This is a genomic window from Thalassobacterium sedimentorum (assembly GCF_031127905.1).
Taxonomy (GTDB): Bacteria; Verrucomicrobiota; Verrucomicrobiia; order Opitutales; family Coraliomargaritaceae; genus Thalassobacterium; species Thalassobacterium sedimentorum.
The window spans coordinates 25,560-46,894 of sequence record NZ_JARXIC010000018.1 but is presented as its reverse complement, the minus strand read 5'-3'; the positions used below and the strand labels follow the sequence as shown (position 1 = coordinate 46,894).

Genomic DNA, 21,335 nt, shown 5'->3' with positions numbered 1-21,335 from the left:
CTCTTATAAGCCCCTGTTCATCAGGGGCTTATTTTATTTTTGGGTGGTTAACCACTTTGTCGTTGGTTCGATTTTTGCCTTTTTATATGCTCTGTTTATGCTGAAATAGCTGGAGGCTGCCATAAAGTGGTTAACTGGCTTCTCGCTGAGAATACCCGATGGAGTTTGGTATTTATTAGTCTTCTTTTCTTGTCAGTTTCGCGAGTGCTTTGCCGAGTTCCTTTAGTGTCGGGTTCATTGAAGCGAGCCGCTGATTCCAGCAAACACAGAGCTCTTGAGCCAAAGGCTTTAGACTTGCGAGTTCAGCCATCTTGAACGACTCGGCTGGTAGCTCTTCGCTGGCGATTGTCGGGAGTATGGCCGCAACAGGGATTGAGGTCAGAGTTTTAGCCATCATCGGGAACGAGCTGCAGCTTACGCTCTTTCTTACGAGGATACCATGTTTGCTGGAAAGCTCTGAGATAAACTTTTGATAGCGTCCTTCGCCTTCCATGATCGCCAAGGGGAAGCTGGAGAAGAGTTGGGCTTCATCCGATGGATCGATTTTGGAGTGGGATGGATAAAAAAACGCAAATTTAAGCGAGCCTACTGGCAGAGTCGCTAAATTTGAGGTGACCGCACTTTTTCGAATGATTCCAAAATCGATTTCTCCCTTATTGATTCCATCTATGATATCGGCGGTTCTTAAGTTCTTAAAGATGACGTCTGCCTTCGCAAACGACTCCTTTATTTCATTTAGTTTAGGTATCAGCTTCCACTGAATAATGCTTTCGCCAGCTCCTATCGTATAGCTGCCGAGTTGGCCGGAGCAGCGCTCCTTGAAGTCCTCTAATGCTGAAAAATACTCGGAAACTAGAGTATGAAGCTCTTTGCCAGTTTCCGATAGAGAGACAGTTCTTCCTTTGCGGTGGAACAGCTCTGTTCCAAAGAATTGCTCAAGATCCTTAATTTGACGGCTATACTGTGTTTGCCGATTGGGGTCGCCTCCGGCTGCCTGAGTGAAGCTTTCTGTTTTGGCGACACGGCAGAAGCTATTGAGTCGATCTAGGGAAAGTCCGGATTTTGAAAAGAGAGCTTGATGCATGACTCTACAGTCATAAATTGTTTAGTTTAGTCCATTTCAAAAAATATGAGATTCCTATATGATGTAGGCATCAAATATGTGGATGCATAGAAATCAGACAAAATTTACAATACCGGGATGGAAGAGCTTCCATGTGTTGGGAAATGCTGCCAATTTCCCAATCATGCAGTCGCATAACTTTGAGTTTCTACGTAAGGATCATCCCGAACTAGCCGATTTGGCTGGTTTTGCGGAGAGCTATTCGTTTGCCGATCCGGTGGGCGCACTTGTGAAGCTCCGCATGTATGCCGAGTTTCTAGTCAAAGCGATCTTCGCGCACCATAAATTGGAACTGACTTTTCAGAGTAATCTGAATGACCTACTGCACGACGCTTCCTTTTGTTCGATTACACCGGCAGTGGTTAAGGATAAACTTCACCTACTCAGAATCAAGGGTAACCAGGCTGCGCACGGCTCTTTGAGTAAAGAAGATGAAGCGCGTGTGCCAGAATACGTCAAAGAGGCTTTCGACCTTGGGCGTTGGCACATCCTCTCCACCAAAGGTGCGCCGGCGATTGAATCTGCGCAATGGACGCCACTCACGCCTGAGATTGCCGATCCCGCTGCGACACTCAAACAGCAGAATAAAGCGCAACAGAAGAAGCTGGCTGAACAAGAAGCCTTGATGGCGAAGCTGCTCTCCGACTTGGAAATGGTGCGCACGAAAGCTGAGGCGACTGGCAAGTCCGAAACCGAAAAGCTCGAACTGCTCAAGCACGCGCAACAAGCCGCCAGCACACTCGAATTTAGCGAAGAGGAAACCCGCTTTAAACTCATCGACGAACTCCTGCGCTCCGTGGGCTGGGATGTCGGCGCGCGCGGCAAAAATACCGCAGAGGTTGAGCAAGAGCGGGAAGTCACCCACCAACCGACGACTAGCGGTATCGGCTATATTGATTATGTGCTGAAAGATCCCAATTCTGGCAAAGTGCTCGCCGTCGTTGAGGCCAAGAAAACGGCAGAAGATGCCGACAAAGGCAAGGTGCAGGCCAAATATTACGCGGACGGCATCGAGAAAGAGACCGGCCACCGTCCAATCATCTTTTACACCAACGGCTACGAGATCTACATCTGGAACGATGGCAAGGGCGAGCCGCCTCGTTCACTCTTTGGTTTTTACTCACAGGACAGCTTGGAATATGAGCTCTACCAAATCGCCAATCGTGAGCAGGTGCTTGGTTCGCTGAATCCAAAGGAACAAATTGTCGATCGTCTCTATCAGATCGAAGCGATTAAGCGCGTCACTGAAAGTTTCGACGCTCGGCGTCGCAAGGCACTGCTCATCCAAGCCACTGGCACCGGAAAGACCCGCGTCGCCATCGCGCTCTCCGAGGTCATGATCCGCGCCAGCTGGGCCAAGCGCATTCTCTTTCTCTGTGACCGTCGTGAACTGCGGAAGCAAGCCAATGACGCCTTTGAGGAGCACATGCCCGATGAACCACGGGTCTACGTGAACCGCAAGACGGGCAACGACCGCAACAAGCGTATCTATCTGGCCACTTATCCGGCCATGATGAAGTGTTTTCAGAATTTCGACGTCGGTTTCTTTGATCTCATCATCGCCGACGAATCACACCGCAGTATCTACAACCGCTACCGCGATCTCTTTCGCTACTTCGACGCCTATCAAGTCGGGCTCACGGCCACGCCGCTCAAGTTCATCTTCCGCAACACTTACAAGCTCTTTGAGTGCGAGAACGAAGATCCCACTGCCAATTACACTTACGAAGACGCGATTGAACACAATCCGCCTTACCTCTGTCCTTTTAAGGTAGTCAAACACACCACCAAGTTCCTGCGGGACGGCATCAAATACAAAGCGCTCAACAAAGTGCAGCAGGAGCAGCTCGATGAACAAGTGGAAGACTCTGAAACGGTCAACTACGAGAAGGAACAAGTCAGCCGCCAGGTTTTCAACCGTGACACCGACCGCGCCATCATTCGCAACCTCATGGAGAACGGACTGCGCGGTCCGGACGGCACACGCGTCGGCAAGACCATCATTTTTGCTCGCAACCACAAACACGCCAAGCAGCTCGTCGATGTCTTCGATGAGTGCTACCCGCAATACGGAGGCGACTTCTGCCTGCGTATCGACAACTACGAGCCGCGCGCCGAGCAGCTGATCGACGATTTCAAAAACACCGACGGCAGTAAAAACCTCACCATCGCCGTATCCGTCGACATGCTCGACACCGGCATCGATGTGCCATCGCTCCTCAACCTCGTCTTTGCCAAGCCGGTAAAGTCCTACGCCAAGTTCTGGCAAATGATCGGCCGTGGCACACGACTTTGCAAAGACCTCTTTGGCCCTGGCAAAGACAAGTCCGAGTTCCTGATCTTCGATCATTGGGGTAACTTCGAATACTTCGACGAACTGGTTAAGGAAGAAGAGCCCTCGCAGAGCAAGAGCCTGCCGCAGCAACTTTTCGAAGCCCGTATCGCCCTCGGCGAGACCGCACTCAAGCAGCAAGACCTCGACGGACTCAAGACCGCCACCGCACTCATCGCGGCCGATATCGCCGCGCTGCCTGCGGACAGCCTTTCCGTGCGTGAAAAGGTCAAGACGGTCAAAGCTATGCAAGCCAGTGGCGTGATCGAAGCCTTCGAGCCTCACACCGTCGCCACGCTCAAGCGCGAGCTTGCGCCGCTCATGCAGTGGCGCGACATCCGCAGCAAGGAAGCCGCGCTACAATTTGATCTTCTCATCGCGAAGCTCGAAGTGGCACGCTTGGAGAAGTCCGCCGCCGCAGACGACCTGACCGATACCGTGGTGGAGCAAGTCTCACAGTTGCCGATCAACCTCAAGCAGGTCGAAGAAAAGCTACCCGCCATTCAAAAGGCGAAAGATCTGGGCTACCATAACAGTGCCAGCGTCAAGGACTTGGAATACCTTCGCACCGAGCTGCGTGGCATCATGAAGCACCGCAAGAAGGATACGGTCAATCCAGTCGCGCCACTCTTCCTCGATGTCGCGGAAGACCAAGCCGGCTACAATAGCCAGGAGCACAAAGTGAAACTCTCCGGGCTCGACCTCGCTGCGTATCGCAGCCGAGTCGAATCCGTGCTCAAGGAACTCTTCGACGCCAACGAAGCCCTGCGCAAAATCAAAGCAGGCCAGGCGATCTTGCCCGATGAACTCAACGAGCTGGTGCACGACGTCTTAATGCACGACCCTTATCTACATCTCGAAGATTTGCTCGTGCACTATCCCAACAAGTCCAAGAGCCTCGCGCTCGCCATTCGCCAAGTCATCGGCATGGATGCCGCCGCCGTCGATGCGCACTTCAAAGACTTCGTGCAAAAGTATCCCGCGCTCAACGCCAACCAAATTCGTTTCTTAGAGATGCTCAAGAGTCACATCAGCCGCTACGGCGTAATCGAGCTCGATCAACTCTGGGAGAGCCCATTCACCAGCATCGATAGCCAAGGCGTCGAAGGTGTTTTTAAAGAAGACGACCAAGTCAACGCACTGCTGGAACTCTTAAAAACTTTAAACAACACCGCCGCTTAAGAGAATATTTTAACCGCTTAAGAACGCTTAATTTACGCTTAAATTTATGACATCCAATTCAGAATATCTCGGCAACCAAGGTTATGCTCTCATGGGGGCAGCATTCGAGGTGTATAAAGAACTTGGCTATGGATTGAGCGAAGAGATCTATCAAGAAAGCTTAGAGTTAGAGCTCGGCTTTCAATCCATTCCATTCATTCCCAAAGAAGAATTAGCAGTCTACTACAAAGGTCATCGGCTGAAGAAAACCTATATCCCCGACCTGCTGGTTCACCGTGAAATCGTCACGGAACTCAAAGCAGTTAAAGCGCTACTTCCCGAGCATGAACAACAACTGCTCAATTACATGCACATTACCAAGAAAGCAGTCGGCTACTTGATCAACTTCGGAACTAAGCAATCTGTCGAATGGAAACGCTACATACTCAAAGAATACATTCCCGACACTCACCCTTAAGCGTAACTTAAGCGCTATTTAAGCGGTCCCCGGCGCAGCCGGAATCCAATTTTCAATCCAATTTTCATGCAATCACTCAAATCTAAAATCGACGCCCTTTGGCTGGAGTTCCACTCCGGCGGGATCACCAATCCGATCACTGTCATCGAGCAGATCTCTTACCTGATGTTCATTCGTCTGCTCGACCTTAACGAATCGCGCCAGGAGAGCCGGGCGCAGCGCTTAGGCAAAGATTTCTCCGGAGTCTTCGGCCCCGATCAACAACACCTGCGCTGGAAGAATTTTAAGCAAATCGGTGGCGATCCTATGCTCAAAACTGTGCGGGACGAAGTCTTTCCTTTCCTGCGCGACGACGTGGTTAAAAAATCACCACTCGGCAAATACTTGGAAAATGCCAACTGCTTGATCCCCACCGGCAACTTGCTGGTCAAAGCCGTCAACGCCATCAACGAGCTGCCCCTCGATAAGGGTGACACCAAGGGCGATCTTTACGAATACCTGCTCTCCAAGTTGCAAAGCGCGGGCATCGCCGGACAGTTCCGCACGCCACGCCACATCATCCGTGCCATGGTTGAGATTCTCGATCCCAAGCCAACCGATACGGTGTGCGACCCCGCTTGTGGCACGGCCGGTTTCTTGGTCGGGGTGATGGATTATCTCAAGCAGAAGTATTCCACGCCTGCTCTGATCGAAACCGATGAGGACGGCGAGAAGCACTATCCCGGCGACCTGCTGGAGCCTTACCGCGAGCACATTCAAAACAGTATGTTCTTCGGCTTCGATTTCGACAGCACCATGCTGCGCATCGCCGCCATGAATTTGCTGCTGCACGATGTGCAGTCGCGAACCCTACACAATCAAGACACACTCGTGTCCAGCTTCAGCGAGCGCATGCCGCAGATAGCAAACAATCACTTCGATGTGATCCTCGCCAATCCACCCTTCAAGGGCAGCATCGATGCCGACAGCACCGATCCCACCCTCAAGAGCAAAGTAAAGACCAAGAAGACGGAATTGCTCTTCCTCGTGCTCATGCTGCGCATGCTCAACAACGGCGGACGCTGCGCCGTGATCGTGCCCGATGGCGTGCTCTTCGGATCCAGCGGTGCCCACGTCGGCGTGCGCAAAATGATCGTCGACGATAACCAACTCGAAGCCGTCATCTCCCTCCCTTCCGGTGTTTTCAAGCCCTATGCCGGAGTCTCGACCGCCATCCTTGTCTTCACCAAAGGCGGCCGCACCGACGACGTCTGGTTTTACGATGTTTTAGCCGACGGCTATTCGCTCGACGACAAGCGAACCCCACAACCCGATAAAGACGATCTGCCCGATCTGCTCAAGCAATGGAACCAAGGCCAGCCTATCGCGCAAAAGACGCGCACCAAAAACTTCAAGGTGCCCGTTGCTGAAATTCGTGATAACAAATACGACCTCTCCATCAACCGCTACAAGGAAGTCGCGTATGAGGAAGTTGAATACGAAGATCCGAAAGTGATCCTCGGTCAGCTAAAGACTTTGGAGCAGGATATTCTCAAGGACATTGAGGCACTGGAAGGGATGTTGGATTAGTATGGGTTACAAATTGTTTCAGGTTTCTGAACTAGCAGAACAAGTTCGAGGAGTTACCTATTCGAAGTCTGATGCTAGTCTGATTGAAAAAGAGGGGTGTCTTCCAATATTGAGAGCCAATAATATAACGGATACTGGGCTCGTTTTAGATAAATTCGTCTATGTCCCTCGACTGAAAATATCAGACAAGCAGTTGTTGCAGGAAGGGGACATTGTAGTTGCAGCATCTAGCGGAAGCATTGATGTCGTAGGTAAAGCTGCCCCTTTAACCGAAAAATTCACCGGAAGTTTTGGTGCATTTTGTAAAGTAGTTAGACCGAACAGCAAAATACACCCCACATATCTGTCTCATTTTTTCAAAACCGAAAAGTATAGGTCAATAATTTCAGCGCTGGCAGCTGGAGCCAATATTAACAACCTTCGAAACGAACATATTGATACACTAAAAATCCCCCTCCCAATGAAAAACGGGAAGCCGGATTTATTGGAGCAGCAGCGGATCGCGGGGATCTTGGATCAGGCGGATGCCATCCGCCGCAAACGCCAGCAAGCCCTCCAACTCACCGACGACTTCCTTCGCGCCACCTTCCTCGACCTCTTCGGCGACCCCGTCACCAACCCCAAGGGCTGGGATGAGTGTAAAATTGGAGACGTAGAAGATTTCATAACCAGCGGGTCCCGTGGATGGGCAAAGTATTACAGTGATTCAGGTGCATTCTTCATCCGCATTCAGAACCTTAAGAATGGAGTATTGGATCTACAAGATGTTGCATATGTAAATGCCCCGAATAATCAGGAAGCAATTCGCACATCAGTTAAAGCTGGGGATATACTACTTAGCATCACTGCAGATTTGGGCCGCGTTGCGGTTGTCCCAGACGACCTGGGACAAGCGCACATTAACCAGCATTTATCCATTCTAAGACTAAACGACATTAATTCTGTCTACGCCGCTCATTACTTGGCATCCGCTGGAGGCGGACATCAATTCGCGGCCTTTAGTCGTAGAGGCGTAAAAGCTGGGTTGAATTTTACTGACATTCGAAACCTCACATTGCTGAGACCTCCCCTTGATTTGCAAAATGAATATCAAAAAATAGTAGAATTCCATTTAAAGCGAATTAACTCACAGAAGCACTTTATAGCACAGAGTGACGATCTCTTCGCCTCACTCCAACAACGCGCCTTTAAAGGAGAACTTTAAAATGAAAGAGCCTGAAACTCCATCGCCCGAGGACTTTGAGAAATTCCAAGCGCTCATGCGAGATATGGTTCCTGTTCCATCTGGTCATTTAATAAGCAATCTGCGACAAGATCATCAGACTCTCGCAAGTTGGCTGCGCGAATTTAAACCTACTTCAGCAGCGCGGTTAATTGCCTCATTGGAAACAATGCCGAGTTTGGCCGAAAACAATATAAGGATCCAAGTCCTGCAGAACATGGCTTTGCTGTGTTGCAAAGGTCATAAAATAGCAAAGCCAAATGACCTTCGGCAATGGACTTCTCAAATGGGTTCGTCGCCGTGGGCACCTCAGGAAGATCCATCCGAAGATGTTTTCGTAGGATACGTGTGCACAACTGAAGGTGGATTTCGGGTTTATCCAGGCACTTTTTCAAACGCTGATTTCATCCTTGAGCGGTTATTGAACTTTCTCTCTGAAAAAGTCAATTTTCCCGGATTTAAGGAATGCTATGAATCAGTCATCGCCCTCCTTCGAATTTCAGATTCGATTGCAGACGAACTAAATCAACACCGATACATTACCAGCGAAAGCGTAGCGGGTGGCCCCATCGAATTGCCGTCCGATGCCGTTATATGCGCACACTCTGGGGCCGTGACGTTTTCGGATGAGCGTCTTTCGAGTCTTGGGATTAATACTACAACACTCGCGGCATTTGTTTTTGACCGCAGTAAACATCAAGATTTAGAATCTAATCCTGTGGTGGGGTCGCCGTTAGAACGCTTCCCTCTACATAAAGAGGAGGGTAGTCTTGTCATTGCGGCACCGTCTTGTCTTTGCCGTGCTGCGGCTGCATTTATTCTCGAAGTAGTTCCTGCCTTAGGAGGTTGGGCCGATACGTTTTTCGGAAAGGAAAGCGCGGAGTTTTTCGTAAACGATGTGCTCCCACGGTTTGGTGTGCGGGCGCTGGAAGGAATAAGCCTACCGAAAAGTCCAGAATGTCTGCCACCATTATTCCCATACGTTGGTCAGTTTGATTTGGGTAAGCCGATTCTGGCATTCACATGGAGCTCAACTTTGTCTACAGGCAGTAATCTTGAAGCAGTTGAGGATATGAGCGAGGAGCAGGCTGATGCTTTGACTCAATACATCGAAGATTGCTGTCGATCATGTGAAAAAGTTGAGGATTTCAAAGGGGGAATCGTCCTTTTTGGATTATCGGGTGTTGGCCGCCCCGTAGTCTTTGCCTTAAAGAGCATTCCGCCTCGCTGGCACTTCTTCTCTTGCGGCTTAGCAGATTGGCAAACTCTCTCATTTGATCACGAATTTAGCGCAAAGAGGCTTTGGTATTTGGGGTGTCAAGAGGACAATCTGGAGCAAGCTAACGTCAAAATCGTCAACACTGCTGGATTTTTTAATCTTTACGCCTTCTGGAAAGATCAAGACTTCATTTTACATCGCCGAGAGATAGATCCGAAAAATCCTCACAATATGCTGATGATTGAAGGGAGTTTTTCAAAAGGTCTCAATCTTGAGCTAAAATCAACCAATGATCGTCACTGCCAAAAAGTGCCTGAAGGAGATGGGTGGCACATCGTTCAACGAAAAGCCGTTGGTCTAAATCCAGATTTGAGTTCAAATATTTTCTATGCTGATCACGATGCCGTCGGTAACGGCATTTTGAGTGGTTGTGCGGAGTGGCAGGGGCATGTCTGGTGGGTCACCGCCAGAGAGCGTCCAAAGAATCCAGAAGTAAGGAATTTATATTACCGCTTATGGGATTGTATTTCTAATTGGATTGAACGGATCTTGCCTGCTGTATCCGAAAAATCGGCATGGGGTGTCGAGCGTTTCAATCTTGAATTACTGTTTGTGGATATTGATGGATGGAAACTGGAGAATGTATCTCAGTTGGCGGACGAGCAAACTGAATTAAACTATCAGTTAGACAGGAGTCACGCGGTTGCTCGACTTAGTATATTTGAAGGTTTCCTAGGGAAGTTTCATCGGGCAGACAATATTGCGGAACGGGAAATTGTCTCGACGATCATTCGAGCTGTTGCAGACATGGCGGATGTAAGTCTTGGACCTGAAGAAGAGGTAGAACTCGTCACACAGATCGTGAAAAACGATAATACACGTTTCTTCCACGTTATTTCATCTGACAACCTTGAATCAATTGTTAGTGGTCCCGGAGATGCTGACCCAGAATTTATTCCACCAGAAGAGCTCGGCAGATTGCGAGTTGGGCTTGCTTTTCTGGTTGATGACAAACTACCCAAGCGAATTACAGATTCTAGTGAGGCTCAAAAAACTCTGGATACGATCGTTCGGAAACTGCAAGAAGATCTTACAGCTAAGCTCAAGCAGTATGATACATTGTCTGTCGTTTCTCGGTCGTTCTCTCAGATGGATGATTTTTCACGTGATCGTTCGCGTTGGAGTTTATCGACAAGAGCCCTTTTGGCTCTGGATGATGGAGCAGATTGGCTGAAGGAACGAATTCGAACAGAGAGTGGAAAACATGCCACTTCTGAAGTCGCAAATAGAGCGCTGATCGAGACGGCCGTATACTCACACGAACCAAACGCAAAAGAGTCTATATCTCAAACGGAACATGCCTCGCTTCTAGCTCAAATTTTTCTAATGATTGAAATTGCAAACCATCGAGACTCAATTGTTAGCGGGTTCGTTCAGGCTAGTCTAGAAATCAATCCGAATGGGATTGTGGATTATCAAGAGGACTTTCAAGAAGCAGTTTTTGCTCCCTACATCACCTCGCGAATCGATGATGGGATCCAGCATGACGCGGATTCATACGGAACCCACTTTCAGAATGCTGAAGAACCTTCTAAAACTTCCGGCGAGCGGAGTAAGGAGGTTTTGAGTTTTGAAAAGGCGTTCGAGGCAGAGTTTGGTTTTAGCTACGACACAATTTTGGATGTTCGAGACTTTTTCACCGAAAAGGCAGTTAAGACAAAAACTGCTGGTGGGACTCTTGGTATTCGCGAGTTTCGATACCTCCTAGAAGAGCATATAGGCCTGAATTCCAAGCAGGCAGATTCATTTGTTGCACGTTTTGTTTTACCAATCAGGCCAAGCTGGAATGCAGAGTTCCCCAAAGGTTGCGACGGGAACGATGTCCTTCCTTGGCGATATTTCAGAGGTCTTTCGGTGTTGCTGCGTCCATTTGTTGAGGTCGAGCGTTCCCCACAACAATTTGCGATATCGGCTACACACCTTCACCGATGGGTTCGATATTTGACTCGCAATATTTGGGAGGGGAATCTTCCAGAGAAGCTCTTTCAATCTAAAGAAATGAGCAGCTACTTTGGCAGCGTAGCTGACAAGAAGGGGAAAGCGTTTACGAGAGAGGTTGCTAATGAAATCCAGAAATTGCTTCCTAATCAAAAAACTGAGATCAAGCTAACTGAGCTTGGAGCTTCGAAGCAGCCTGACCTAGGCGACTTTGATGTTCTGGCATGGGATCATGACACTGGAAAGATATTTTTAATTGAGTGCAAGCGACTAAAGCCCTCGCTCACAGTGCGTCAGGTGATTCAAAAACTTGAGGAATTTCGGGGGGATATGAAAAAGAAGGATTACCTTGCTAAGCACAAACGCAGATGTGCGTGGATAAAAGATCATCCTGAAGCGATATCTAAGATGGCAGGCATTGATGAATCCAGAATAATTTGGGTGCCGCTGCTCGTCACAAGTGACCGAGTTCCGATGGCATTTATTGACGGAATCGACTACCCAAAAAGTCAGGTCGTGGCATTTCAAGATTTAGAGCAGCATATCAAATCACTAGTAAGCCTCGTGGATTAAGAGATCTCACCATGTCCATTACGAAAATCACCATCGAAAACTTTAAAGGCATCGCCGACCGCGTCGAGGTCGACCTAAAGCCGATCACCGCGCTCTTCGGAGCCAACAGCGCTGGCACGCTGCTGCAACAACCCACTTCATTTCCCTTTAAGCGTAAATTAAGTGCCCTTTAAGCGGTCAAAAATACAGAGCCTAAGATAAGCAGAAATCATCACCGCTTAATCACGCTAAATCTACGCTTAACCAAACAGGTAACTGTATTCATTTTAATTTTTCCAATGGCCATCACCCGCATCACCATCGAAAACTTCAAAGGCATCGCCGACCGCGTCGAGGTCGACCTAAAGCCGATCACCGTGCTCTTCGGAGCCAACAGCGCTGGCAAGAGCACATTATTGCAAGCAATGCTCTACCTTCGTGAATTACTGGAGCGCCGCAACGCCGACGCCGACCAGCTGCAAGCCAGCGGTAGCTCCATCGACCTCGGTGGCTTTCAGCAACTAGTGCATGGGCACGATAAAGAAGGCCGCGAAGTGAAGATCGGCGTAACGGTCGAGGTCAGCGACGACGGCTTGCCCGTGATCCCCGTCATGGATTACCGTAGTGATTTGGCTGATGTGAACGCTCGCTCACTGATCGACAACGGTCTGCCTGGAATCAAAACCGTCACGGTGGAAGTGACAGTCGGCTGGGATTTCAACGAAAAACGGCCACTGATCAGAAAATATTCCGTCAGCCTGAATGGTCAGGATTTTGTCGAACTGATCGCCGAATCCAGCCAGCAGGCATATTTGCACCACTGCCGACCAACGCACCGTTTGCTGCAGTCAGCCTTTGCCGAAGGGGGAAGCAATCCCTACGAGTCGACAGAGATCCAATTGCTCTATCGCTACCTAGAGCGCAAATGTCTCATAGCCAACAAGCCAGAAGGCTTTTTACTTTTCAAAGTTCCGATTAATAGCCGCTCCGCGATCCCTAACTGGCAACAGCCTCTATTGCCAGCAGAAGAGACCATTGACATTCGTGCCTCAGCTTGGGACGACGAAGCTAAAGACGCTTACAAAGACTATGCCTGGTCGCAATTTATATTGAGCCACTTGGCTGTAGGTGCGGGGCAGGCAGTGCTCGATGAGTTAAAGAAGGTCTGCTACATCGGCCCTCTCCGTGCGATTCCAAAACGCAACTTTAGCAGCTTACGTTCCCCTCGAGAAGATCGCTGGGCCGATGGCATGGCGGCGTGGGATAAGCTGTATCACTCTGCAACGATACCAGATGGGAACGGCTTGGTATTAGCCACCAGTGAATGGCTCTCGGATCGCCTTGATTTAGGCTACAGTCTGTTGAGTCGTAAGTCCTACGAAGTAGACGAAGACAGCCTGGCACTGCTCACGCTGGAGCGTCTGTCAGAGACCGCGATCGATGAGGACATTGAGGAACGACTCAAAGCAGTGTTGAGTGAAATCTATAGTAGTCCCCTCCGGGCATCGCTGAGTCTCTACGACGCGCGGACGGGCTCGACAGTCGCCCCTTGTGATATCGGCGTGGGAGTCTCGCAAGTCATACCGGTCGTCGTGGGATCCATGGTCGGCGATGGTAATACGATCTGTATTGAGCAACCAGAGCTGCACCTACACCCCGCAGTGCAATCTCGCCTCGGCGATCTATTCATCCATTCCGCAATCACGGAAGACAACAAGCGCTTCATTTTGGAGTCCCACAGTGAGCACTTGATGCTTCGACTGCTGCGCCGTATTCGCGAAACTACGGAAGAGGGCGAAGCCGATGTCGACTATCTCGGCGCAGTCAAACCGGAGCATATTTCGGTATATTATGTAAACGCGGGTGAGCACAAAACTGAGATGATTCCTCTCCGGATTTCCGAGGACGGCGACTTTCTTGACCGCTGGCCGAATGGATTTTTCGAAGAACGCGAATCAGAGTTATTCTAGATGCACGATATTTACGCAATTGAACCTGAGGGCCTCTGTAACAGTTGGGAGCGCTTTGATCGAATCTTCATCGAGGGCATGGGTTATGGCCAGGGCCGCTTGATGGCAGTATTTCCTAGGCTGAAAGATTGGATGCGTGAGGCTAAGCGTAATCCCGCCTTAAATCAGATGGGGCAAGTTAAGGCGAAGAGTATTAAGGAAAAGTATCTGCGTCGTAATGGCGAAGAGTTCAGGAAGCGAACAACCGCAATCAATTTCCCCAATGATTGCAATGGCGCGAACTGGCTAGAGAAGGCGGAAGAGATGCACTCAAGAGTGCCATTTAAGGCAGTGCTCGCTGAAGAGAACCCTCGTTCGAATACAGCAGTAGTCCGCTTCGATGATATTAATGGCGAATGCATACCCTGGTCTGTTCGTAGTTCTGGGCGTATCCCTAGAAATCTCGAATCGCTGTGCGGTTGCACCGAGCACCTACTTAAGCAATGTAGAAAGGTCGCCTTTGTAGATCCTCATTTTTGTTTCGAGACTCGCTTTTTAACAGTGCTGAAAAAGAACCTCGAGCATCTTCGCGACTCCGAACAAATCATAGAAAGCATCGAATTCAACTGTAGCTACAACCCGCAAGAGTGGTCGAAAGGTCGAGAAGACACTTTTCTTTATAATTTTGAACATTCGATGCGCAATGAATCCCATCGATTTATGCCCGCGGGCTCTAAAGAAATTGCGAGTGTCATGTCTTTTAAGATCTGGAGGAATACTCAGAGAGCCAGCGTCCATCCCCGTTTAATTCTAACCGACATCGCAGGGCTTAATATCGAGTCAGGCTTAGATGCCGCCCGCGAACCTGAATCAATGACGCCTGTCTCTCGTATCAGCGGTGTCGAATTACTAGAATGGTGGGCCGAATACACTGAACCAAGCTCACCTTTTGATTTGATTAAGACGATACCAGTTGCAAAAGGTGATAATTTTTAATGCTGAAAGGGCTCAACCCCGTTCAACTGCCTTTAAGCGTAAATTAAGGGCTGTTTAAGCGGTTGAAAAACACAGATACGAAGGTCCGCAGTTTACTAATTCTTGACTGTCAGATTTGGCCTAGTCGAAGGATTAAAAGAAGCCCCATCAATACGTTTCGGTTTTAATGCTGCGGAAATAGTGATGGGCATCGTATGACTATATAGTCATGAGTTATGCATTTGGGACGATTGTAAAGTTTTCGTTAATCAAGTAGTATGTAGATATTCAATTGAACGTTAACCCCAAATACAATGACTGCAAAAATTACATTCTTTCCTCTCGGCAATGCCGATACCTCGCTTATCCGTCTAGCTGACGATCAGCTTGTACTGTTGGATTATGCCAACAAGCGGGACCCCAATAATCAATACGATGCTCGCTGCGACCTTCCCGTTGAATTGCGCAAGGAGTTGGATGATGCGGATCAAGAGGACTTTTCCGTCGTCTGTTTTACGCACCTCGACGATGACCATGTTTGTGGTTCGAGTGATTTCTTTTGGCTAGAGCATGCTGCAAAATATCAAGAGGAGGGTCGACCTAAGATCGATGAATTGTGGGTGCCTGCGGCTGCGATCACAGAGGTAGGAGTTGAGGATTCAGCTTGGGCAATCCGTCAGGAGGCACGCCATCGTTTGAAGCATGGCTCCGGCATCAAAGTCTTTTCACGTCCAGCGGCTTTGGAGTCTTTTCTCAAAGAGAATGGGCTCACGTTGGAATCCCGTGCGCATTGCATCGTTGATGCTGGAACGACGATCCCAGGCTTTAGTTTGGATGGCTCCGAGCAGGTAGAGTTCTTCGTGCATTGCCCCTTCGCATGGCGCAGCGATGAACGTGGTCTTGAAGACCGCAACCAAGATGCGGTTGTGCTGCAGGCCACATTTATAGAAGGTGGTTCAGAAACCTATGCGCTACTCGGTTCCGACGTGGACTGTGATACCATCGGTGAGATTGTAAAAACGAGTCGTAGTCATGACAACGAAGACCGGTTGCTTTGGGATATTTTGCACCTCTTCCATCATTGTTCCTACAAGTCGGTGGGGCCCGAGCGTGGTGTGGACGAAACGGAGCCGACAGAGGAAGTGGCATGGCTCATCGAGGAGCAGAGCCGAGACGGAGCGGTTATCATCAGTCCGAGTAAACCAATCCCCGGCAAAGGGGCAGAGGAAGACGAAGATAAGCAACCTCCGCACCGACAGGCCGCCAACTATTATAAGCGGATTTTGGATAATAAGGATGGGGAATTTAAAGTCACCATGGAAACACCTTCGAAAAATTCACCGAAGCCGTTTAAAATCGAGATTACATCAGCTGGGGCAAAAATTGTCCTCGGCGTGCTTAGTCCGGTAACTTCAGTAACCTCCAAGCCAGCTCGGGCAGGTTAGTATGAGTGATTGGATAAAGTCCATTGGAGAGGAAATCGCCTGTCAGGATCTGAGTGTCGAACTTGCGTGCGAATTTAGGGATTGCGCGATTCGGTATGCCGAAGGGGTCGTTCATTTGTTGAGAGCTTTTCGACTCCCCGATGGGCATGAGGTGATCGAATTTGAGTTAGAGACTGGGCGGCCCCAACGACGAGTTTACGCAATTAATCGCCAGGAGGCCATTGGAGTTGTTTTCCGGACAGATGGTCAGGCACCGTCCGTTTTCGCGCTAAGGGGCGACTTTCCAGATACGCCGCATCAGAACATGGTTCCAGACGAATTCCCCTGCTGTTTATGCGTTGATGACCGTCCTTGGCAGGATGCAAAGTCGACTTACACGGGGAGTGAGCTGCTCTATAGAATTAGGCGATGGTTCGACCGCGCTGGTGTCGGGCAGCTTCATGATCTAGGTCAAGCGCTCGATCCGTATTTCGGTGGTGCGCTATTTAATGTAGTCGTGCCGAACTCGATGTTCACAGGAGGCGCAGGCCTGGAATCTGAAACGGTTGCACTGCGACCAATTGAGGCTAATTCGAATGTCTTAATGCTTAAGGCCGCCACCCCGGAGAATCGGCGTGCGAGCCAAGATCTTGGTGCCATCCTCTTCCTGAATTTTACTGTATCCGAAGCGGACATGGAACGCTTGCGCAAGGCACCCGTAAACTTTCTCGGGCTGTGCCGTGTCATGGAGTCGCGTGGCTTGAATCTGAGTGAGGAACTATCAACTATCATCGACCAATGGGCCGACGATACAGATGGTGATTCTGCTTTTCGCCTGAATGCACGTTTGGGTTTCTTGATTCAAATGCCCGTAATACACCCTGCGACTAAGGAAGTGCATACTGGAAAACCGGTTGGTTTCTTGTGTGGTTCTACTGTCGGAGAGGTTGGAATCGCTTTAGGGAGGCTGTTTAAAGACGTATCCAATACGGGACAGAGATCAGGCTATACAAAGAATATCACGCCGGGAGGTGCAGATGAAGCGCAGCTAGAAGGAATTGAAGTCGGTATGGTTGCGGTCCATCAGGAATTTGATGAGACAACTGCAGCCTCTTTAGCTGGGCGTGATTCTGCTGATCGGCGGCGAATCACGATGGTCGGCGCGGGTGCAGTTGGCTCAATGGTCGCCGAAGCACTTTGCCGCGAGGGTCGCTTCCGCTGGACAATTATTGATCACGACTTGCTGCTTCCGCACAATTTGGAGCGTCATACGCTTAATCAATACGATGTAGGCTGCCTTAAATCGAAATCTGTCGCGGACAGGTTGAATGCGATCCGGCACGACGCGGCTGCAACTGCAATCGATGCGAATGTCCTAATGCAGCATGGTGAGAAAGATCTTGTGAATGAGGCGCTCTGTGCGGCGGATATAATTTTGGATGCCTCCGCTTCCACTGTAGTCGCGCGGAGTTTGTGTGACAGAACTGCAGCGGGACGTCGAGCAAGTGTATTTTTTAATCCGGCTGGCGACACTGCTGTGCTGATGATTGAAGATTCCGAGCGCAAACTTGATCTTCGTCACATTGAGGCTCAATACTACCGGGAGACGCTTAATCATACTCAACTTCGAGAGCATCTATCACAGTCGGTTGAACACATTCCTTATGCTGGCTCTTGTCGTGCAGTAACAAACAGAATGCCTTACACACGGGCGAGCTTACTCAGTTCGTTGCTAGCGGGTGGCCTGTCCGATGGGCTGGATAAAGAGGAGGCCTCACTCGCAGTCTGGTCCGTCGGTAAGAATTATACTGTCGATGCTTTCACTGTCCCTTTGAAGGAGCCGCAGTGCAAAGAGATTGGCGACTGGGAGGTCTGCATTGATCCAGAGCTTGAATCGAAAATTCTGGTGATGCGTGAGGAGCGCTTAGGCAATGAAACGGGAGGAGTCTTGCTTGGCGTGGTCGATCGAATCGCGAAGCGAATCGACTTGGTGGAGGCCTGGCCTGAGCCGGAAGACAGCACTGGTAAGCCGTCAGAATTTAAGCGAGGGATCAAACGCCTCATACCCGACATTAAGAAAGCATGTGAGGCGACATTGGATCAAATTCGCTATGTGGGTGAGTGGCACTCACATCCGGATGGATGCACGACGAATCCCAGCGGGACCGACCTGAATCAAATAATGTGGCTTACAGACGAGTTGGCCATGGACGGCTGTCCCAGTTTGATGATCATTGCGGGGGATGAGGGGCTAACTTTTTTGATCGGTAAATGTATGAAGGAAGGGGAGATGTCATGATCGGGCTAGACACAATCGACAAGTATACCATGAAAGCCCGGGTCTTTCCCGCTGCGATCGCTTTAGCGCCAGCTCTTGCGTTGGCGGTTGCGTATGTTTCTTGGGATAGCTTTTCCCTATCGGATGCATACGCAGCGATTGCTAGTATTGTCTTATTGGTTGTGTTTGCGGATATATCCCGCCGTCATGGAAAGCGGCTTGAAAAGCAGTTGCTTAAAGAATGGGGAGGATTGCCATCGACTCATATGTTTCGGCACGCTGACTCTAGATTTGATACGCCTACAAAAAAGCGCTACCTAACATTTATTAGCCAAAAGATGGGCGAAGATCCACCTTCGGAAGAAGATGAAGTAAACGATCTAGCCGCTTGCGACGCATTTTACAATAGATGCGTTAATTGGTTGAGAGAGAACACTAGTGACAAAGAGAGATTCAGCCTGCTGTTAGAGGAAAATATCAACTATGGGTTTCGTAGGAATTTGCTTGGTTTAAAGGGCAGTGCATTGATTGTGAGCCTGACCGTCGTACTGATTGCAATAGGCTCTTTGTTGTTCGGAATGCCGATTGATGCTTCTTCGTCAATGTCCACGCAACTTGCTCTGCTTGTCGGGTTCGCCGGCATTCATTCGGCTTACTTCATGATGTATGTGACTGATGATGCCGTATCCGAGGCAGCTGAGTTGTATGCGCGTCAACTGATTCTAAGTTGTGAGAAACACATAGCTTCTAGTCCTGCTAGGTAATTATTGTTTAGCCAGAATGATCTTTTGAATCATCTCTATCTGGGCTGATTCTGTTTGCTTTTTTAGAATTCGGCTACGTGCCTTTCGACTGACCTTTCTAATTTGACTAGGTTCGCTCAGCTTCAAAAGTATGCTTTGGGCTCCTGCAGATAGCTTGAGCCAATTCATGACGTGAGTCACAGCTACTTTTGAATATCCGACTTTTTTTGCCAGTCCGATTTGGTCGAGATTACAACGTTCCATCTCCTTTTTCCATCGAATCGCCCGGTGGATTTCATGTTCGGTTTTCTTTGGGCGCTTCCGGTTCTTCGGTGCTTTATGCCCGCATTCTTTATGGACGGGCGAGAGTAGGGCGCAGTTTTCCATCGGCTTCTTCCGGCAGTGGGCGATTTCGATGGAGAGGGTGAAACCGCTTTTTCGTCCTCCAGTGGTTTCGGTTTCACCGAAGAGGGTTTGGATGGCTTCGGTGCGAAGGCGCACCTCGACGCTGAGGTGCCTGCGGCTTTCCCGTGTCCGACGGGCGTTCTCATCGATCGGATCTTTGGCCTGGCCGCCTTCGTTGACGATGATGGATTTGAAAAGGAGCTTGTAGAGTTCCCGTTGCTCTTCCTCGGGGAGGCATTTCACGGCTTCGGCGAAGTGGGCGAGGGCGTGCTGCAGTTTCTTGGGAGCTAGCAAATCCGATTTTAGGGCGTCGATTTCCTTATTGAGCCGAATTTCCTCAGAAACCAGTTCGTTTTTCCGCTCAGTCAGGGCATCGATTCTGTCTTTCAGATTCTTGCCCACGGCAGTCCCGGCCATGTTCAGGACTTTGTCCGTCACCCTTTCGACCTCGGCATCCAATTCTTTCAGTTGCGTACGGATCGCCTGCCGCTCCTTGGAAAGCCTGCGGATTTTTGACGATTTGGTTTTGGGGGCTTTGTCGATGAGGCGCTTGGCCACTTCAGGATTAGCTGCGATTTCCCCGAAGGCTTCCAGCAGGAGTTTTTCCAGAAGCCGAGCCGGTATCCTACGGATCGTGCAGGTCGATTCGTCTCCCTGCTTTTCGTGCTTCGAACAGAGGTAGTAAAAATATTTTTCCATCGAGCCGTCCGGTCTGCGTTTCGTGGAGAAGGTCGGCTTCATGGCGGAGTGGCAACAGCCGCAGCGGATCTTGCCCTTCAGGGGCATAAAGTTTTTGTCCCTTTTCTGGACGATCGCCTCTTTGTTTTTGGGTCTGCGGTCCAAGGCAACCTGGGCTTTCGACCAGACTGCTTCGGGGACGATGGATTCGGCGGCGGAAGGGTATTCCACGCCGTCATGGACGATGACTCCCTTGTAGGTCGGATCCCGAAGGATAGTGAGGACGTGCTCGATCCGGAAACGCTTCCCGCCGGTCACCTTCCCCTTGTTTGAGATGCGCTGTCTTGTGCGGATTTTCCGCTCGTTCAAATCGTTGACGATTTCCATCGGCGTCATGCCGTTGACCGCCATTTCAAAGATATGGAAGACAACCTTTGCATCTTCAGGCACAATATAGAGCCTGCCTTTTTCAATGGCGTATCCCGGCTTCGGCACGCCGCCGTGGGTCAATCCTTTTTCCAGTCGGGTGAGGATGGACCGGCGGACGTCGTCGGCGATGATGTTGCTGGTCAACTCGGCCAGCGCCCAGAAGATGCTCCGAACGAACCTTTCATACGGGGTGTCGTTTCCGCCCGGTTGCGTGGTGGAGACCAGCCGCACCCCGTTCTCTTGCAGCGCTTGGTCGAACTCGTGCCCCAGGCGGCTGTTGCGGAAGGCGCGGCTAAGCCCATAGACCAGCACGACATCGGCGTCGCCCCTTGAGGTGTGCGCGCGCACCCGGTTGATGCCGTCCCTCTTGTCGTTACGCCCCGTCCGACCGTCGTCCGAAATGATTTCGACGATCTCCCACCGCTCACCGACGCGCAGCATCTCCTTGCAGAACTTCCGGCAGCAGTGGATCTGGCTTTTGATCGAGTCCTCTTCCTTGTTGTCCAGTTGCTTCTGGCTGGAAACACGGGCATAAATGATGACACGAGTGACCTTCAGGGCCTTCTCAAATTTCTGTGTGGAAACTGTTATGTCCTTACCCATCTATTTTTCTGTTTTCGGGTGGGGCGTAGCGGACGCCTTTCGTGTTTCCATGCTTTACTATTAGATTTCCTAATAGTAATTCTTTCAGGCGCCTCTGGACTGTAGGCTGGGAGACTGCACAATGCCTGGCCAAATCGCAGGGCCGCGCCTGTCCAAGTAACTGAAGAGTTTTCAGGAGTTGCTTCGAGACGTCATCC

General features: G+C 49.9%; 13 protein-coding genes. 11 read left to right on the top strand and 2 right to left on the bottom strand.

Annotated features, from left to right (window positions below):
* Positions 1-175 precede the first annotated feature (175 nt).
* On the bottom strand, positions 176-1,084 hold the full coding sequence (locus QEH59_RS11840) for a LysR family transcriptional regulator (RefSeq protein WP_308985587.1): 909 nt from the start codon (positions 1,082-1,084) through the stop codon (positions 176-178).
* Positions 1,085-1,247: 163 nt separating this feature from the next.
* Here QEH59_RS11840 and QEH59_RS11835 point away from each other — a divergent pair, with 163 nt between their 5' ends.
* From QEH59_RS11835 to QEH59_RS11785, 11 genes are all read left to right on the top strand, one after another.
* Positions 1,248-4,637, top strand: coding sequence for a DEAD/DEAH box helicase family protein (locus QEH59_RS11835; protein WP_308985586.1), 3,390 nt, complete (start codon positions 1,248-1,250; stop codon positions 4,635-4,637).
* Positions 4,638-4,683: 46 nt separating this feature from the next.
* Positions 4,684-5,094 (top strand): GxxExxY protein, encoded by a 411-nt coding sequence (locus QEH59_RS11830; protein ID WP_308985585.1) that lies wholly within the window; start codon positions 4,684-4,686, stop codon positions 5,092-5,094.
* Between the two features lie 66 nt (positions 5,095-5,160).
* The gene (locus QEH59_RS11825; RefSeq protein ID WP_308985584.1) at positions 5,161-6,663 is read left to right on the top strand and encodes a class I SAM-dependent DNA methyltransferase; all 1,503 of its coding nucleotides are present in this window, start codon (positions 5,161-5,163) and stop codon (positions 6,661-6,663) included.
* Between the two features lies 1 nt (position 6,664).
* Positions 6,665-7,867 (top strand): restriction endonuclease subunit S, encoded by a 1,203-nt coding sequence (locus QEH59_RS11820; RefSeq protein WP_308985583.1) that lies wholly within the window; start codon positions 6,665-6,667, stop codon positions 7,865-7,867.
* A 1-nt stretch (position 7,868) separates the two neighbouring features.
* Complete coding sequence (locus QEH59_RS11815; RefSeq protein ID WP_308985582.1) at positions 7,869-11,675, top strand: hypothetical protein; 3,807 nt, start codon at positions 7,869-7,871, stop codon at positions 11,673-11,675.
* A gap of 11 nt (positions 11,676-11,686) precedes the next feature.
* Positions 11,687-11,848, top strand: coding sequence for a hypothetical protein (locus QEH59_RS11810; RefSeq protein WP_308985581.1), 162 nt, complete (start codon positions 11,687-11,689; stop codon positions 11,846-11,848).
* A gap of 105 nt (positions 11,849-11,953) precedes the next feature.
* The gene (locus QEH59_RS11805) at positions 11,954-13,624 is read left to right on the top strand and encodes a DUF3696 domain-containing protein (protein WP_308985580.1); all 1,671 of its coding nucleotides are present in this window, start codon (positions 11,954-11,956) and stop codon (positions 13,622-13,624) included.
* Positions 13,625-14,599 (top strand): hypothetical protein, encoded by a 975-nt coding sequence (locus tag QEH59_RS11800; protein ID WP_308985579.1) that lies wholly within the window; start codon positions 13,625-13,627, stop codon positions 14,597-14,599.
* Positions 14,600-14,892: 293 nt separating this feature from the next.
* Entirely contained in the window at positions 14,893-16,023 is a 1,131-nt protein-coding gene (mblB, locus tag QEH59_RS11795; RefSeq protein WP_308985578.1) for an anti-phage 6A-MBL system MBL-fold protein, read from the top strand.
* 1 nt (position 16,024) lies between these two features.
* Positions 16,025-18,301: an anti-phage 6A-MBL system cap2_3 protein gene (gene cap2-3 / locus QEH59_RS11790; protein ID WP_308985577.1), complete on the top strand. Its 2,277-nt coding sequence runs from the start codon at positions 16,025-16,027 to the stop codon at positions 18,299-18,301.
* Complete coding sequence (locus QEH59_RS11785) at positions 18,298-19,044, top strand: hypothetical protein (protein WP_308985576.1); 747 nt, start codon at positions 18,298-18,300, stop codon at positions 19,042-19,044. Before cap2-3 ends, QEH59_RS11785 begins: the two co-directional genes overlap by 4 nt.
* On the opposite strand, the gene QEH59_RS11780 is transcribed toward QEH59_RS11785, so the two are convergent.
* Positions 19,045-21,138, bottom strand: coding sequence for a recombinase family protein (locus tag QEH59_RS11780; RefSeq protein WP_308985575.1), 2,094 nt, complete (start codon positions 21,136-21,138; stop codon positions 19,045-19,047).
* Positions 21,139-21,335 lie beyond the last annotated feature (197 nt).

Excerpts from the sequence above, each read along its gene's own strand:
- QEH59_RS11835 (WP_308985586.1), top strand. The coding sequence starts at position 1,248 with ATGCAGTCGCATAACTTTGAGTTTCTACGTAAGGATCATCCCGAACTA.
- QEH59_RS11785 (WP_308985576.1), top strand. The coding sequence starts at position 18,298 with ATGATCGGGCTAGACACAATCGACAAGTATACCATGAAAGCCCGGGTC.
- mblB (WP_308985578.1), top strand. The coding sequence starts at position 14,893 with ATGACTGCAAAAATTACATTCTTTCCTCTCGGCAATGCCGATACCTCG.
- QEH59_RS11805 (WP_308985580.1), top strand. The coding sequence starts at position 11,954 with ATGGCCATCACCCGCATCACCATCGAAAACTTCAAAGGCATCGCCGAC.
- QEH59_RS11780 (WP_308985575.1), bottom strand. The coding sequence starts at position 21,138 with ATGGGTAAGGACATAACAGTTTCCACACAGAAATTTGAGAAGGCCCTG.
- QEH59_RS11825 (WP_308985584.1), top strand. The coding sequence starts at position 5,161 with ATGCAATCACTCAAATCTAAAATCGACGCCCTTTGGCTGGAGTTCCAC.
- QEH59_RS11810 (WP_308985581.1), top strand. The coding sequence starts at position 11,687 with ATGTCCATTACGAAAATCACCATCGAAAACTTTAAAGGCATCGCCGAC.
- cap2-3 (WP_308985577.1), top strand. The coding sequence starts at position 16,025 with ATGAGTGATTGGATAAAGTCCATTGGAGAGGAAATCGCCTGTCAGGAT.
- QEH59_RS11840 (WP_308985587.1), bottom strand. The coding sequence starts at position 1,084 with ATGCATCAAGCTCTCTTTTCAAAATCCGGACTTTCCCTAGATCGACTC.
- QEH59_RS11815 (WP_308985582.1), top strand. The coding sequence starts at position 7,869 with ATGAAAGAGCCTGAAACTCCATCGCCCGAGGACTTTGAGAAATTCCAA.
- QEH59_RS11820 (WP_308985583.1), top strand. The coding sequence starts at position 6,665 with ATGGGTTACAAATTGTTTCAGGTTTCTGAACTAGCAGAACAAGTTCGA.
- QEH59_RS11800 (WP_308985579.1), top strand. The coding sequence starts at position 13,625 with ATGCACGATATTTACGCAATTGAACCTGAGGGCCTCTGTAACAGTTGG.
- QEH59_RS11830 (WP_308985585.1), top strand. The coding sequence starts at position 4,684 with ATGACATCCAATTCAGAATATCTCGGCAACCAAGGTTATGCTCTCATG.